At 28.3% G+C, this 17,021-nt stretch carries 9 protein-coding genes and 2 pseudogenes; 6 read left to right on the top strand and 5 right to left on the bottom strand.

What is annotated here, in order from left to right; all coding sequences use genetic code 11:
- Nucleotides 1-251: 251 nt before the first annotated feature.
- Nucleotides 252-2,765, top strand: coding sequence for a hypothetical protein (locus tag DRF75_RS03160; RefSeq protein ID WP_205745108.1), 2,514 nt, complete (start codon nt 252-254; stop codon nt 2,763-2,765).
- Nucleotides 2,766-3,086: 321 nt separating this feature from the next.
- Here the strand turns inward: DRF75_RS03160 and cysS are convergent, their stop codons facing one another.
- Nucleotides 3,087-4,466 (bottom strand): cysteine--tRNA ligase, encoded by a 1,380-nt coding sequence (gene cysS / locus DRF75_RS03155; protein WP_129992644.1) that lies wholly within the window; start codon nt 4,464-4,466, stop codon nt 3,087-3,089.
- The gene (locus DRF75_RS03150; RefSeq protein WP_045170660.1) at nt 4,463-5,092 is read right to left on the bottom strand and encodes an exopolysaccharide biosynthesis protein; all 630 of its coding nucleotides are present in this window, start codon (nt 5,090-5,092) and stop codon (nt 4,463-4,465) included. Before DRF75_RS03150 ends, cysS begins: the two co-directional genes overlap by 4 nt.
- Before the next feature lie 545 nt (nt 5,093-5,637).
- Here DRF75_RS03150 and DRF75_RS03145 point away from each other — a divergent pair.
- Genes DRF75_RS03145 through DRF75_RS03135 form a run of 3 tightly spaced genes read left to right on the top strand, consistent with a single transcriptional unit; the run spans nt 5,638 to nt 12,055 of the window.
- Nucleotides 5,638-10,386 (top strand): NAD-glutamate dehydrogenase, encoded by a 4,749-nt coding sequence (locus tag DRF75_RS03145; protein WP_045170658.1) that lies wholly within the window; start codon nt 5,638-5,640, stop codon nt 10,384-10,386.
- A gap of 11 nt (nt 10,387-10,397) precedes the next feature.
- Entirely contained in the window at nt 10,398-10,664 is a 267-nt protein-coding gene (gene tatB, locus DRF75_RS03140; protein WP_045170657.1) for a Sec-independent protein translocase subunit TatB, read from the top strand.
- 14 nt (nt 10,665-10,678) lie between these two features.
- Nucleotides 10,679-12,055, top strand: coding sequence for a PleD family two-component system response regulator (locus DRF75_RS03135; protein ID WP_045170656.1), 1,377 nt, complete (start codon nt 10,679-10,681; stop codon nt 12,053-12,055).
- Nucleotides 12,056-13,034: 979 nt separating this feature from the next.
- On the opposite strand, the gene DRF75_RS03130 is transcribed toward DRF75_RS03135, so the two are convergent.
- The 3 genes from DRF75_RS03130 to efp all read right to left on the bottom strand — a co-directional run bounded on the left by DRF75_RS03130 (nt 13,035) and on the right by efp (nt 16,200).
- Complete coding sequence (locus DRF75_RS03130) at nt 13,035-13,955, bottom strand: RluA family pseudouridine synthase (RefSeq protein ID WP_129992643.1); 921 nt, start codon at nt 13,953-13,955, stop codon at nt 13,035-13,037.
- A gap of 725 nt (nt 13,956-14,680) precedes the next feature.
- Entirely contained in the window at nt 14,681-15,448 is a 768-nt protein-coding gene (locus DRF75_RS03125; RefSeq protein WP_045170654.1) for an inositol monophosphatase family protein, read from the bottom strand.
- A 182-nt stretch (nt 15,449-15,630) separates the two neighbouring features.
- Nucleotides 15,631-16,200 carry an elongation factor P gene (gene efp, locus DRF75_RS03120; protein ID WP_045170653.1) on the bottom strand — a complete coding sequence of 190 codons (570 nt, stop codon included), beginning with the start codon at nt 16,198-16,200 and terminating at the stop codon, nt 15,631-15,633.
- 345 nt (nt 16,201-16,545) lie between these two features.
- On the opposite strand from efp, the pseudogene DRF75_RS03115 reads away from it, so the two are divergent.
- Nucleotides 16,546-16,872: pseudogene (locus tag DRF75_RS03115) on the top strand (phosphatidylserine decarboxylase); the annotation flags it as partial.
- A gap of 8 nt (nt 16,873-16,880) precedes the next feature.
- Nucleotides 16,881-17,021 (top strand): annotated as a pseudogene (locus tag DRF75_RS05155) (CDP-diacylglycerol--serine O-phosphatidyltransferase); the annotation flags it as partial.

Below are 17,021 nucleotides of genomic sequence, written 5' to 3'. Positions count from 1 at the left end.
TAAAAATCAACTAAGATTTTTTATTAAAATACATAAATATTAAATATTCATATATGCTAAAAAATATACACATTTGGTAAAAAATAGCTAATTAACATATAAATTATCTTAATAAGAATACCATATATATTGGTTTTTTATATATGTAATGATATTTTTTATTTAAAATATTAAAAAAAATAGTTTGCATATTAAGTTATTTCTATCTATACAATTATAATCCTAAATTTATTTAATAATTCATATAAACTATGCTCACAAAAGATCAACAAAGGGAAGCAATAGATAAAAAAAGGTTAAAGAAGTATATAAAAGATATTGTATCAGAAAAGATTGATGATCCTCTTCTAGATATGACTAATATCACTCCATTATGTGTCACATTACTACTAGATGTTGAACCAGATTTCACATTATTTAAAGAAAAAGTAATTGATATATTAAAAGAATATAATGACTTTATCGCGATGCATTATTTACCCAAAGGGTTAACTATAGTCGATGATAGAACTTCAGAAATGTCATGGAATAGTGTGAAAGAAATACATACATTATACCATAATCATCAACTATCAGTTGCAAGTAATGATGGTAGTAGTATTCTCACTAGACAAGAATTTAATCTTAGTGCTAACAAACAAGATATTACAATAGATAATAACTTAAAGTATAGAATTCAATATCACCTATTATCATCACTTATTGACCAATGTTTTGATACAGAAATTATAAAAACATATAACAAAGAAGCATTATCCGCAACAGATAATATTAGAAAAAATATAATCCATAAGCTAGGAGAAATACTTTCTCATCACGTTCAAAAAAAAACTTTTTCTGCATACGCAAAATACTTAAAAAATTTATATGAAATACAAGAATTATACTTCACAGAAAAAGGTTATGATCTATTAAGTATGACTCTACAACATATCACACTAAGAGAACTCAATATTACTAAAGAAAATATGTCTTACACCTTTAGTCCTTTATTAGATAATGGATGCGATATCAATATAAAATGCAACATACCAGAATATATAGATATATTTCTAGAAACAAGCAATATTACAATCTCCGGTACAGTATATGGTAACATTTTTAATAAATATGGTAGTATCACTATCACTAACGCAAAAGAAGACTGTAGTAAAAATGTAACTTCCATATTTGGTGTTGTAAGCGTTAATGGCACAATAATCAACCAAAAATTACCTAATGAATTAATTATCAATTCTAACTTTTGTAAAAACATAAAGCAAAGTTCAATAATAACCAGACAAACAAACCTCTGTCAAACAGCGCAAGTTATCTCATCATTCTCTTCAGAAGATTTTATTAATAACAAACACAGTATAAATGCATTAAAAATAGAGCTATTTAATGATAAATTACAATATTATGCTATTATTGTATCTATAGAATGGCCTACCAGGCAACCTACATATAAAAATGCTGAATTGCTTTTTCAAGGCAAAATACAGAATACAAGCATCGCAAACAAAATATGTAATACAAGGCAAAATACATTATCAAATATTAGTATTGACCATATCATTAATCTACATCGTCACAATATATTCATAAAAGACAAAAAATTAATAATTGAAAAATTAAACAAATTTATAGGAGTATATTTAACAACATGTACAAATAATGGCAGAGATTTCATAAAAAAATTCCATATAGATGAAATAGCAATACACAGTCAAACAGAATATGCACAACTAATACTTTATAATACAAATATAACCATATTTGGTAAATTTCAAGGTCTTGTACACACACATACAGGAAATATTACAGTTATAGGAGAAATCAAAAAATCTAGGCTTACAACAAATACTGGACTCATTAGAATTAAGCCTCATAATAGCAACACTAACGTAACCATAGCAAGTGATTCTTTAATCATTGCTAAATACGGCACAATAGAAATCACAGGTAAACACAACTATTGCTACATTAATGGTAGTAAACTTATTACAAATCCAAACAGAACAAGGTCAGAAACAGCATTACTTAACACACAACCACAAACATCTATAAAAGCTATTACTAGTCAAAACAATACTAAACATGCAATACAATTTTCCAAAAATACTATACACTATCTGAACCATGTAAACATCATTGATAATATAGATGCAGAAAATAGACTACCTATAACTTTTTTTGACTATGGCACCACAACATTCATTCATGATGTACATATAAAAGACAAAAAATTAATCCTAAGAAACTTAAATAACAATATAGCGCTTCACTTAACAAATATTACATCTAACGGTACAAATCTCAAATCTAAATTCGGTGTCAACGAAGTAATAATATACAGTGATGCCATAGAACATGCATATTTAATATTTCATGACACAGATGTAACCATGATTGGTAGTTTTTTCGGAATATTGCATACGAACAGGGGTAATATTAAAATTAATGGAGAAATCAAGAAGCAATCTAAGATTAGTACAAATTTTGGATCAATTGAAATAACAGGAAAAGTTAATAAAGCAGAAATCACAGCAAACACTGGATCAATTGAAATAAAACCTAACCCTAACGACCTCACCGCAGAAGTAGCAACCAATAGTCGATTAACTGCTAAACACGGCACCGTAAAAATCACAGGTACACATTCTAGATGTCGCATTGATAGCAATCACGTAATTACAAACCAACCAAATACTTCCATTCCACACTCATGTCTTCAAAAACTTTCAGTAATAATTTCTTATTTAGCAGATCCATTGTCATTATAAGCATATGAAATAAAACTTATATCTCACATAATCAATAGCCACTTACTGATAAATATAGAAGTGTGAAAATCACATGCAATACATTTCAAACATTGTATTGATAGTAATCAAGTAATACAAACCAACCAAATAGCTACATTACACAGTCATGTCTTCAAAAAACGTTCTAATACTTCCATTATTTGACAGACCCTACTGTTAACCATGATCATGCTGCTACTACATCACTTTTATCAATTAACAAATTAATCTACTTTTTTATAAATGTTTAAGTTGATAGAATATACTTCTAACTCAAACAAATAAGATCAACATACTATGTTATTTTTTATACCAATGCGTAGTCCCATCTTTATTATCAGAAAGTACTATTCCTCGACTTAACAAAAGTTGTCGTATATCATCTGCCTTCTTAAAATCATTCTTTGCCCTTGCCATCCTTCTTTCATCTATTAACTTATCAATTTCCTGGTTATTTTCATTAACTCGAAACCAATCTTGCCAAGAATGTTGCAAAATACCAATAAAATTTGCAGTTTTAATAAGAGTTTTAGCCAAAGATGCTTTTTTCATAATATCAGATGCCTTATTAATCTCTGTAACCATTTCATGTAACATTGAAATAGCTTTTGGAGTATTAATATCATCTTTTAAACAATCAACAACATCACTAGATAATTCAACATTATCATCCAATGATAAGTCAACATTTACAGAACTTAAAGCAGTATACATACGATTAAGTGATTCTTGAGCATTAGCTAATGTTGTATTAACCCAATCTAAAGGTTTTCTATAATGAGTATTCAACAACACATACCTTATTAACTCACCTTTAACCCCAGACTCTAATAGCTGTCTCACTGTTAAAACATTACCCAAAGATTTACTCATTTTCTCACCATTAACTGTGAGAAATCCATTATGAATCCAATACTTAGCGTAATAGCTACCGGGAAATGCACAACAACTTTGAGCCATTTCATTTTCATGGTGAGGAAATTGCAAATCCGCACCACCACCATGAATATCAAAATTTTCACCCAAATAACAATAACTCATAGCTGAACATTCTATATGCCAACCGGGCCTACCTAACCCCCAAGGACTAGGCCAGCAACTCATTAACTTATTATCTATTTCAGTTGCAGGTTTCCACAAAATAAAATCTCCTGGATGCTTTTTCCCTAACTCTATATCTATCCTACTACCATAAATCAGTTCTTTAATATTACGCTTAGATAATTGACCATATGCAGGATAAGATTCTATATTAAAAAACACACTATCATTATTAACGTACGCATGACCATGATCTATAAGCTTCTGTATTAAATTTATCATAACATCTATATTATCTGTTGCTTTTGGCTCATAAGTAGGTTCTAAACAATTCAGCATTTTCATATCTTCATGAAATGTTTTTACATAAACTGAAGTAACTTCACATATACTTTGTCCACTACTTTGTGCAACATTAATAATCTTATCATCAACATCAGTAATATTTCTTACATACGTCACACTAGGATATAGTAATTTCAGTAATCTAAACAGTACATCATATATAACTATTGACCTAGCATTCCCAATATGCGCAAAATCATAGACGGTAGGACCACAAACATAGACCTTGACATTATCAACATTCAAAGGAATAAAAGGTTCTTTAATGCTAGTTAAAGTATTATATATGATCATGTAAATTTTGATAAAAAAGAAAACATACTCACAACAAGTTTAGGACCTAGAATAATTACCATAGTAGTAACAACAATACCAAATAATGATACCAACACTCCAAGAATAACCATCATACCATCTTTATTCAATAGACCCAAAGACATAATTGACACACCACCGGCTGGAATAAAATTTGTCAACGGTAAAGGAATAGCTATTGACACAGCACATAAAAGAGAAATAAACGCTATAACTTTCTCACCAACACTATTAAATATAAACAATAAGCGAGGTTTTGTAAGTTTCTCTGCTTTTTTTAATATAGGAGCAGTTTTTTCAATAATCAAAGCTAAAGTTGTACGTTTAAAAGACTTTTTTTCTAACCACCTAGGCATCCAAGGTACTTGAAACCCTAACAACATTTGAAATGCAAACATAAGTAAAGGAATTGAAAATATTGTCGTATAACCTGGAGGTACAGGTAAAGGAATAGAAAGAGGCAATGAAAACAACAACATCAATATTCCAAAACCACGAGCATGAAGTGCAGATTTTAACTCGAATAATGTAATTCTATCCACATCAGTGTTATTAGTAACTTCCTCTAATAGATCTGAAACTGCTTTATTTTTTTCGTGTGACATATCTTATAAACTCATTTCAAAAACTATATAACACATTCTTTAAGAAGAAATAACACGTATAGTTAACAAGACGTACAGCTAACAACACTTATTTTTACTAATCATAAATCTACAAGTAGCAAAATATTACTTAACAACCTTTCTGATATATTTTTAATCTAAATATGTACATAACTGCATTCTAAGAAAGAATACTATTTAAGCTACTACACATTATAGTTATAATAATAATCAAGCAACATTTTTATATAATTTATTATAATTCCATTCGCAATAAAAAAGTTATATCAAAGTGTAGTTATCCAGATCATTTTAAATATCTATTTAATATATTTAACATTAATTTATAAATTCTTTACTTTACATTACAACATTATATTTAAATTTTTCATAATTTACATACTAATAAAATCAACTAAAAATAATTAACATTTAGGATTTTAAAAATTAATTGCAATTAATTGCATTGTACTTTAAAGAAGTATAATAGTATTTTAAGGAAAATAATTTATTATTACTATTGTCAACTAGTACAATTTAAAAAAATGTATAAAAACTTTAATCAAAAAATTATTTCAGTTTTAGAATTAATAGAAAAAGAAGATGATAACCTATTAAAAAGCTTTATTAAAGAGTTTTACAGTTCATCTTATGATAATAACATAACATTAGACAACAACTTTTTCCTATTCATAGCGCGTGACCTACATGAACTTATTAAAATAAAACAACATAACGAAAGCAAGGTCAAAGTATTTAATACAGAACAAAAAGATAACGATATAACAAAGAATGTAACTATAGTTGAAATAATAAACGATAATCTACCATTTATAATAGATTCTACTATTATTACAATAAAAAAACACAATGCATTAATATATCACTATACAAATGCTGTTTTAAATATTGAACGTAAAGATAAACATATACATACAATATCATCTGCACAATCTTGTTCAAATGATGGAACAAGAGAATCAATAGCATATTTCATTATCAGTCACATAGATGAAGAGTATCATAAATCTCTCAAACATGAAATAGAAAAAAATTTAAAATTAGTTAGCCAGTGTGTTAACGATTGGAAATTAATGCTACAACATTTTGACTCAGCATTAAATGCAATGAAATCTTTTCATTCCAATTCCATAGAAGAAGAAATTACATTTTTAGAATGGCTAAGAAAAGATAATTTCATTTTTTTGGGACATGAAGAATATATTGTAGATCAAAATAAATTATTAATTAACAATAACTCCAGCCTCGGATTACAGAAAATCAACACACCAGATGAACCTAGTAAAGAATTGCCTGAGTCTAAGCAACACATATATATCATACAATCCAATATCCTATCTACAGTACATAGACATGAATATATGATTTGTATTGGATTAAGAATATTTAATAAAGATAACATTTTGATAAAAGAGCATCTTTTCTATGGTTTTTTTGCTTCCATTATTTCATTTCAAGATGCAAATGCTATTCCACTCATTAGAAGTAAAATAAAAGCTGTAGAAAAGAAATCAGGGTTTACTAAAGGCGGACATAGTAATAAAGCATTAGTTGATATATTGCAAAGATTATCCAGAGATGAATTATTTCAATTTTCCGAAGAAGAATTATTTGAAATTTCAATTGGTATATTATCCTTAGCTAATAATCCAAAAATAAAACTTTTTATAATAAAAGACCAAAACCACAGTTTTGTAAATTGCATCATTTTTGTACCAAAAGCATTAGCAAGTACTGAACTTGCAAATAAAATGAGTTATATATTAGAACAAATGCTTACAGGTAAAGTTGTTAATAATCAATACAATATGTTGAATGAGTACAATTTAGTTAGATTACAGTTTATACTCAAAGCACAAGACAAGCTATTTAGTAATTTTTCAGAATCAGAAATTGAAGAAAAATTAATCGCAGCATCTAGAAGATGGGAAGATAAATTACAAGATGTAATGCGTTGTAACTTAGGATCTATTAACCCATTTCTACAATATTTAACAGCATTTCCACCAAGCTACCAAGAGTATTTTAACCCAAAAAGTGCTTATCATGATATTACAAAATTAGAACAGGTTTGCAAATATAATACTAGTGAAGCAGATCTTTACTTAATAAAAAATAGTGTCCATTACCAACTAAAAATATACATACCTCAAGAAAGCAATCTTCAACTTTCAAAAATACTAAACATAGTAAAAAAAATGGGCACAAATATAATCTTACATCATAGCTATACCATTACAGCTAAAATTACCATATATTTACACCATTTTATTCTATCAAATACTAAACAATCTTTTGATCATAATAACATTAAACAACAGTTTGAAACTACCATAAAAAAAATCTTTGCAAAAGAAATAGAAAATGACTACTTCAATAGCTTAATCATATTAGCTAACCTACAGTGGAAAGAAGTTATGCTAATAAGAGCATTAAGTAGATACTTAAAGCAAGTATCATTTAACTATAGTCAAATTTATATTCAAAAAGTTGCTATTAAACATCCAAAAATTTTACTAAACTTTATTAAGTTATTTAACGTTAGATTTAACCCAGCATTAACCAGTAACGAAGAATCCAGTGCTATACAAAGTAAAATTAACGAGCTATTATCAGAAATTACAGATGTAGTACATGATCATATTCTAAGGTCCATATATGCTTTGATTCTAGCGATTTTACGCACAAACTATTACCAAGGAAAAGATTATCTGTCTATAAAACTAGATTCAAGTAAAGTACCAAATATACCACTACCCTGCCCTTTCAGAGAAATATATGTATACTCCAACTTATTTGAAGGTATACATTTACGAGGTGGAAAAGTTGCACGTGGAGGAATTAGGTGGTCTGATAGAACAGAAGATTTCCGTACAGAAATACTAGGGTTAATGAAAGCACAAATGACAAAAAATTCAGTCATTGTACCAGTAGGATCTAAAGGAGGTTTCATTTTAAAACGTGCACCTAAAAATGCAGACTTGCTAAAAAGCACGGCAGTAGAATGTTACAAAAACTTCTTGCGAGGTATATTAGACATTACAGACAACATGATTGATGATAAGTACGTTACACCTGACAATATTATAAAATATGATGAATATGACCCGTATCTGGTAGTTGCTGCAGACAAAGGAACCGCTACATTTTCTGATTATGCAAATGAAATCTCTGAAGAATATAATTTTTGGTTAGGCGACGCTTTTGCATCTGGAGGATCAATAGGGTTTGACCATAAAAAAATGGGTATTACAGCTAAAGGAGCATGGGTAGCAGCTCAAAGGCATTTTTGGCTCATGGATAAAGATATATATAACGAACCATTCACAGTAATTGGTATCGGAGATATGTCTGGAGATGTATTTGGTAATGGTATGTTATTATCTGATAAGATACATCTGATTGGAGCATTTAATCACAATCATATCTTTGTTGACCCATCACCTGATCCAACAAAAAGCTTCCTTGAACGCAAGAGGTTATTCAACTTAACCAATTCATCATGGGAAGACTATGACAAATCCTGTATCTCAAAAGGCGGAAAAGTTTTCAGTCGCAACTCCAAAATACTAGATTTAAGCCCAGAAATAAAAGAATTATTTAATATTACCGAAGATCAAGTTACTCCAAATACACTCATCAGACATCTATTAAAAGCAGAAGTTGATATGATATGGAATGGAGGCATAGGAACATATATAAAATCCTCACAAGAAACTAATGCTGAAGTATCAGATAAAGCTAATGATGTTCTGAGAATCAATGGATCTGAAGCAAAAGCAGCAATGATAATAGAAGGCGGAAACTTAGGTGTTACACAAACTGGAAGGGTTGAATATGCGCACAATGGAGGAAAAATCAACACTGACTTCACAGACAATTCTGGAGGAGTAATATGTTCTGACTTTGAGATCAACATTAAAATATGTTTAAGACTTGCAGTGAAAAATAACTATATATCTTTAGCTGAACGTAATAAGATACTAGATGACATAATGGATGCAGTCCCATCAATAGTTTTAGAATCACACAACAAACTAGAAACAAAAGCCTTAATGTTAGAATGTATACAGGCACAAAATAGAATAGAACAACATCACAGATTATTAAAATATTTAGAAAAAATTCAAGTACTAAACAGAGACATAGAATTCTTACCAAGTGATGAAGAAATCACAAAAATGAGTGCAGAAATGAAGGGATTCACCTGTCCTCAAATTGCTATATTGATTGCATATACTAGAACCTTTATAAAAAATGAAGTCATGCTTTCCAATATTTTTCATCACTCAAGTCATTTACTTAATCTTTATGAATCCCAATATTTATTATCTTACTTCCCTCAATATATAAGAGACAATTTTTCACAATATATAAGACAACACCCTCTAAAAAAAGAGATATTAGCAACATGCATAGTGAACGATATAGTTAATAGAATGGGTTGTATTTTTGTTAATCACATAATTGAAAATATTGGTATCACTGTTGAAGATGTAATTAAAATATACGTTATAACAACACACATATATAACTTATACGAAATATGGAAAACACTAGACGAACTAGATAGCAAAATTCATATTAACATATATACTTCATTAATTAGAGAAGTACAAAAATTTATAGGACAAATTACATTCTGGTTTCTCAGGAACTCCAGTAAATTTACAAATATAGACACAAAACTAGAAGAATTATCATCCCAGATATCTTTGATTGAAGAAAATATAGAAAGTATTTTATGTAATGAATCCTTAGAAATATACAATAATACCCTATCTTCTTTAATGGAATATAATATCAATAAATCAATTGCAAAAAAAATTACAAAATTAAAATTCCTGACTATTTCTCTCGATATAATACACCTAACAAACAGTGCAAATTTACCACTATTAACTATAGGGAAAATATATTTTCAATTAAGATCATTATTAAATTTCAGTCGTATAAGGGATCTTGCAGCACACATGGAACACAATTCTTCATATTGGCAACGTATTGCCATTAGAAACCTAATTGACGAACTAAATGATTACCAATCCATAATAACAGAAAATATCCTAAAACAAGTAGAACCAACTTTATCATTGGCAATAAAGTTAGATAAGGTAGATAGTATAATCAACGATATCATTCAAGAGTGGTATATAAAAAACCAAGAAAAGCTAAACAGGTATTACAATTTTTTAAATGAAATAAATACAACTCAACTTGATTTAAGTAAATTAATGCTTATAATAAAGTCGCTTGATATGTTCATTAATTAAAATAGTTCTTAATGCTTGGTGTTGGTATATCAGAAGTTATTGTGATAATTTTAGTAGCATGTTTAGTAATTGACCCTAAAAAACTGCCACTTGTCACGAAAAGCGTAGGGTTTTACTACAAAAAATTTATAGAAGCAAAAGGAGAAATTTTAAATTATTTTAACAAAGTTTACAACGATTGTACAGAAGAACAAAACAACAACGTCGTCATTAAAGAAATAATAGGAGATGATGGCAAAACATACAAAAGCTATGAAGTAAAAAAAGATAACAAATAAATAAAAGAAAACTTATGACTGCAAAAGTGTTAATAGTAGATGACTTACCTGCAAACATAAAACTGTTGCAAGCAAAGCTCATGAGTGAATATTACAACGTTCTAACTGCAACAAATGGCATGGATGCAATAAAAATTGCTGAAGAAAAACATCCTGATATCATTCTATTAGATGTCATGATGCCAGAAATGGACGGATATGAAACATGCAAAAGATTAAAAGCTAACCCAGCAACAACATACATTCCAATAGTAATGGTTACAGCTCTTGACAATACATCAGATAATAGAGTTAGTGGTCTCAGCTATGGTGCAGATGATTTTTTAACAAAACCAATAAATGACACAGCACTATTTGCACGCATTAGATCATTAACAAGATTCAAAATGGTAATAGATGAATTAAGATTAAGAGGCAAAACAAACGCAGACATGAGTGTGCTAAATAACAACATGATGGATTACGCAAATAAAATTGATAATGTTAGCATTTTAATTGTAGATGAAGATGTGATACGTTCCGAACACATCAACAATATTTTGCAAAAGTCCTTTCAACAAACTGTAGTTTCACATGACATAGATCAAGCATTAAATTTAAGTAACATACAGAATTATGATTTAATAATTACTGATCTGGAATTCTCTGGAGATGGGCTAAGGTTGTGCTCTCAGTTGCGTAACAAAATTGAAACACGTTATACACCAATTCTAGTTTTACTTGATGAAAACGAAGATCCAAAATTATTAAGCAAAGCATTTGATATAGGAATCCACGACTATATTACAACTCCTGTAGATAGCAATGAACTAATTGCAAGAGTAAATGTACAAGTAAAAAGAAAAAGATACCAAGATGCATTAAGGATAAATGTAGACACTAGCATGACAATGGCTATAACTGATCCTTTAACAGGATGCTATAATAGACGCTACTTTGATATGCATTTCCATAATATCATTGACGAATCCCTACAAAAAGAAAAAAACTTATCCTTAATGATACTAGACATTGATCATTTTAAAGAAGTAAACGATACATTTGGGCACACTGTTGGTGATGAATTACTACAACAGTTTAAAAAACGAGTGTCAGATAATATACGTATTACAGATTTACTTGCAAGATTTGGTGGAGAAGAATTTGTTGTAATATTACCAGATACAACAATTAATATAGCAGAACAAATAGCAAAGCGAATTCTTACTGTAATAAAAAATACTCCATTCAAAACAAGTATAGGCAATATAAACAAAACCGTTAGTATTGGTGTAGTAGAAGTACAAAAATCTGACGCTGACAATATCAAGCAATTGATAGATAGAGCTGATAAATGCTTATATGAAGCAAAAAATACAGGAAGGAATAAAGTTGTGACATATTTACAATAGAACTTTACAAGTATTTGCTTTTATATTACAGATTAATTTTAACTGAAAGTATGCTTTTATTACATTGTTAGAATATTTTTCTATACTATAAATTTTTAAATATAAATGCGATTTCTCTAAGTTATATAATGTATTTTACATATCCGTAGTAACAATTCAGTATTTCATAAAGAAACATGGTATATAACTGACAAAACAATTACTAGTACTCAATAACAATACATATTATTATATCACTTTTTTCAATAAAAGATTTTATAACTTATATACAAAATTTACATTACAATAACGGTTTAAGATACATAGATCTTTCATATAACACCACATAGAATTAACAAATTCACAATACTTCACACAATCATTTGCCATATATAAGGTTTATGAGTTTTACCTATAAGTAACATATAACAATTCTTAGCAAATGCGTAACTACAGAACATTATAAATAGCAAGAAACAATAAGCTCTATACTACACAACCATACCATAAGTCACAAGACTTACATCCAGATACAATAACAAATCTCTACATAGATATACTATATTTATAATATGATGCCTGTCTAAAAAAATATAAGTTCTTCATTTTGATATACAAACCAATATTTAATAATTTTTACAGATATACAACTATCTATCTTACTCACATAATATAACGTAAAGAAACCATTACTTCCGTATTGCAATCATATCAACAAACTACAGAATTACATCCAGACGTAACAATAAAAAAAACTTAATATAATTAATAGATGTAATACATTTACAACATGATTTCTATTCTATAAACACAAATTTTATACCTTTTATATACAATTAATGCTAAAAATTTTTTACAAATGTACAAAACTATTATTTACAGTAATAAACAAAAAGAAATAATAACTTACATATTGCAAACCAACAAATTGAAGTTTTTTTCAATTACAATAATTTAATATCACTATGTAGCACATCTACAACACAAATTTATATATATACTATAATAATTTTTCCAAATTCATAATTGTATCTTTCATATAATCTGGCATAGGAGCAGTAAATGATAATTTTTTATTTCCTATATCAATTGATAAAAAATGTGCATGTAATTGTAAGTGATCATTTAACACATGATTGCAAAATTTACCATATTTTTTATCACCAATAATAGGACATCCAATATGTGAAAGGTGTACCCTAATCTGATGTTTCCTACCAGTTTTAGGTTTTAATTCAAGTAATCCAATATCATAAGGCAATCTCTTCAATACAAAAAATGAAGTTATTGCTTCCTGAAAAACTGAACTATCAATGATTATATTTTTACAAAAATTATGCTTTTTTTTGATAATGGAATGATTAATTTCACCAACATCATTTTCTGGAATTCCTTGTGTCAATGCCAAATATTTCTTTTCTACTCTTCTATTCTTGAACTCATGCATAATTAACCTAGATGCTCTTGCATTACGAGCTAACATCAAAACCCCACTTGTATTTTTATCTAATCTATGAACAATTCTCATAGATTCACCACCTCTAATCTTATCTAAAATATCACCGATGCTAACTCTAACTTTCGTACCCCCCTGAACAGATATTCCAGCAGGTTTATTAATAATCAATACATCATCATCTTCATACAAGATACTGCTATTAATCAAATTAATCAGAGAAGAACTATCAGCTTCACAAATTTTTGCGTGTATTTCCTCCCCAATGATAGTATCACATTTTATGTAAATCACATTTCCAGTTTTAATCCTCGTATTAGACTTTACCTTTGCATTATCAAGCAAAACTACACCTTTACGTAAAAATTTTTCGACCAAAGACTGAGGAATGTTCAACACTCTTCTAACAAATCTATCTATCCTCATATCTTGATCATCTTCTTTTACAGTATAATATTTACCCATCATTATTCAACTTTCTAAAACAGTATACAACTTTACATAAATTTTTTATGACAAAATTAACCATATTATTACACCAGAGTTTCACACTTTGGTATATAACAATTATAACAAATTAAAATTCATTCATAAATCAATCGATATATACTACTAATGACAACTTTTCTAACTTTCATCTAAATTTTTTAAAGCAGCACACAATCCTTTACACAAACTCTTTAAGTTAAAATTAACAATATTACTACATCAGAGTTTCTCATTTAGTATCCAAAAATTATGATAAACTAAAATTTATCCATAAATCAACCATATGGATTATTAGCTATAATTTCTTCTAATTAAAAACTCTTCCATATCAATTTTCATTTATTAACACACAAACTAACTGATATTAAAAGGACGCGTTAAATAACTTTAAAACAAGCAAATGCTCAACACATAATCATGTTATTAGCAATTCATTAAAAAAATAAAAGATTATAAAAGAAAAATAACACAGTAAAACCAATACTTATAATGAATTTATTTATTTAAATAACACAATGATAAATTATGAAAATAACTGCCACATATCTCTTCACTTCATACAATAAACAACCTAACTAAAAAAATTAATTTACTTACCATTCTCAAATTTTCTTTTTCATAATTACATTAAATACATTACAAGCTATAACTACTATATACTAACTTTACTATCTCTAATAAACTTAATGAGCAAAATCAAGCTATTTATCAGTGTTAAATTTCTTTCTTAAATAATCACATAACACAAAATTGCTAGCTATAAATAACTCATTATTACATACTATCTTCCCTTTACTTTCTTCGACGAATAACTTTCCAACTGCAGCTTGATACCTATTAAAATTAGAATAAATTAATGCATCATAAGATGCTGAACATAAATAAGCAAACCCTAATGCCATAGATCCCATAGCACGTATTATAACAGCCTGAGAATTAAGCTGATTATCAATCACATTAACATTAAGATGTGTAATGACAAAATCAATGACAGCTCTACTGACACTTTGTTTATTACCTACATGCAGTTTTATATAACGTGATTGTACATTTTCTGAAAAAGCACCTACTCCTCTTTCTACATAAAACGTTTCTTTAAGTATTGGAGCATCAATTATTGCAGCAACAGGTTCTCCTTGACGAAAAAAAGCTATCAAAGTCGCAAAATAAGGCAAGTAATTTATAAAATTAGTTCTACTATCTATTGGATTAACAAACCAAAAATTTTCTCCAATATCAGATATATCTCTAGTATCATCAAAAACAACACCATAATCTTGTCTGTAATTATATAACACATCAGTAATAATTTTTTTAGATCTTAAATAAGCAGATCTAGTAAAATTACTTGCAGCAGTATAAGAAGATTGCATATACCGAATTTCACTAAAATCTCTGATTAAAGCTCTAGACGACTGTCGCACTGACTTTAGCATAATATTGGTAACAGAAGAAAAAATTACAGACATTAACAACCCCTTTTTTATACAGTTTTAAATATTAAGTAACCATTAATCATATTGTAGAACTCAATAAACAGTTACATAACTGTTTACTTATAATTTTTTTTAGATATAAATAACAATAATTGCATATTCAACATATGCTGAATAAAACACCATACTTGTAATAATGCAATGCTAAAATATATTTATCCCTTTGCACGTTCATAATAGCTATCATCCGGAGTATAAACAACTATCTTATCTCCAGGTTTAATAAACGTAGGGACACTAATACGTTGATTATTTTCTAACATTGCCACTTTATAAGAAGATGAGGACACTGTTTGCCCTTTAATCACAGCCTCAGTTTCAATTACTCGAAGAGTAACATAATCTGGAACTTTAGCAGATATTATTTCACCATTATAAAATACTAATGTAATAATAATATTATCTTGCAGATATATACTCTTATCCCCCAATATATCTTTACTAATTGTAATCTGTTCATAAGTTTTAAGGTGCATAATGGTAAGCATTGAACCATCACTATAAATATATTGATAATCAGCCTCATCAACAATAGCCCGCTTTATATCTCCATCTGCACGAAACCTTTCATATTGTTTAGCACCAGTTTTTAAGTTTTTCATTTCAGCTTGTATATAGGCACCACCTTTACCTGGTTGAGTATGCATAACCTTCACAACTAAATATAAAGCATTATTATGATCTAATATATGACCAGGTCTAATATCACTCCCTCTTTCTGCCATTCTTTAATAAACAAAAAATTACAATTCTGAAATTTTAGTCTTAAAGCACAAGCAATTCAAGAAAAATCAACACCTTATTGATTACAAATGTTTATACTACACATACAATAAAAATACACACCTATAATACTCTTCATGTTTTAAAGCTATACTTATAACATCTAATAAATCACAAATTTAATAACTAAGTAACTCTAGATAAGATACAGAATAAGCTCACATCAACTAATTACATGTGATACATGTGACTTTTATTGATGTGAGTAATTTCATAATTTATAGATTACATATACTTTTACCATCAATAAACAAATTATGCATCACAATTTTCTATTTTACACTTGCAAATTTACATCAGCGTCATTAGACAAGTCAAATGAGTTAAATGAAAGACAAAGATTAACTATAGAATCTAACCTTGATAAACATTCTATCATCCTTGATCAAATTGCAGGATTAATTGCACGACGTATCGTATGTAATGCTTATCAAGGACAAAATGTTAATTTGGGTGAAAAATTTGGTATTATTAGATTCGGTAGCCGTGTTAACTTATATTTACCTTTATCTACTCATATATCAGTATTTAAAGGACAAACAGTCATTGCTGGTGAAACTATTTTAGCATATCTAAAAGACTCACCTAAACAACTAACAGTTAAATCTATATAACACTCTATATGAAAGAAGAACAAAGCAGCAAATTTTTTCCTATTGCTAGGTTATTTCCAAATATAGTAACTCTATTAGGCTTATGTGCTGGGTTGACTTCTATAAAATTTACTTTTATTGGCAAATGGGAATCTGCTGTTATGTTTATT

The organism is Ehrlichia minasensis (assembly GCF_004181775.1).
Lineage (GTDB): Bacteria > Pseudomonadota > Alphaproteobacteria > Rickettsiales > Anaplasmataceae > Ehrlichia > Ehrlichia minasensis.
This window is presented reverse-complemented; position numbering and strand designations above follow the sequence as displayed.

Bases quoted from the DNA above. Each gene is read 5' to 3' on its own strand.
- cysS (WP_129992644.1), bottom strand. From the start codon at position 4,466: ATGATCATATATAATACTTTAACTAGCATTAAAGAACCTTTTATTCCT.
- DRF75_RS03130 (WP_129992643.1), bottom strand. From the start codon at position 13,955: ATGGGTAAATATTATACTGTAAAAGAAGATGATCAAGATATGAGGATA.
- DRF75_RS03145 (WP_045170658.1), top strand. From the start codon at position 5,638: ATGTATAAAAACTTTAATCAAAAAATTATTTCAGTTTTAGAATTAATA.
- DRF75_RS03150 (WP_045170660.1), bottom strand. From the start codon at position 5,092: ATGTCACACGAAAAAAATAAAGCAGTTTCAGATCTATTAGAGGAAGTT.
- efp (WP_045170653.1), bottom strand. From the start codon at position 16,200: ATGGCAGAAAGAGGGAGTGATATTAGACCTGGTCATATATTAGATCAT.
- DRF75_RS03125 (WP_045170654.1), bottom strand. From the start codon at position 15,448: ATGTCTGTAATTTTTTCTTCTGTTACCAATATTATGCTAAAGTCAGTG.
- tatB (WP_045170657.1), top strand. From the start codon at position 10,398: ATGCTTGGTGTTGGTATATCAGAAGTTATTGTGATAATTTTAGTAGCA.
- DRF75_RS03160 (WP_205745108.1), top strand. From the start codon at position 252: ATGCTCACAAAAGATCAACAAAGGGAAGCAATAGATAAAAAAAGGTTA.
- DRF75_RS03135 (WP_045170656.1), top strand. From the start codon at position 10,679: ATGACTGCAAAAGTGTTAATAGTAGATGACTTACCTGCAAACATAAAA.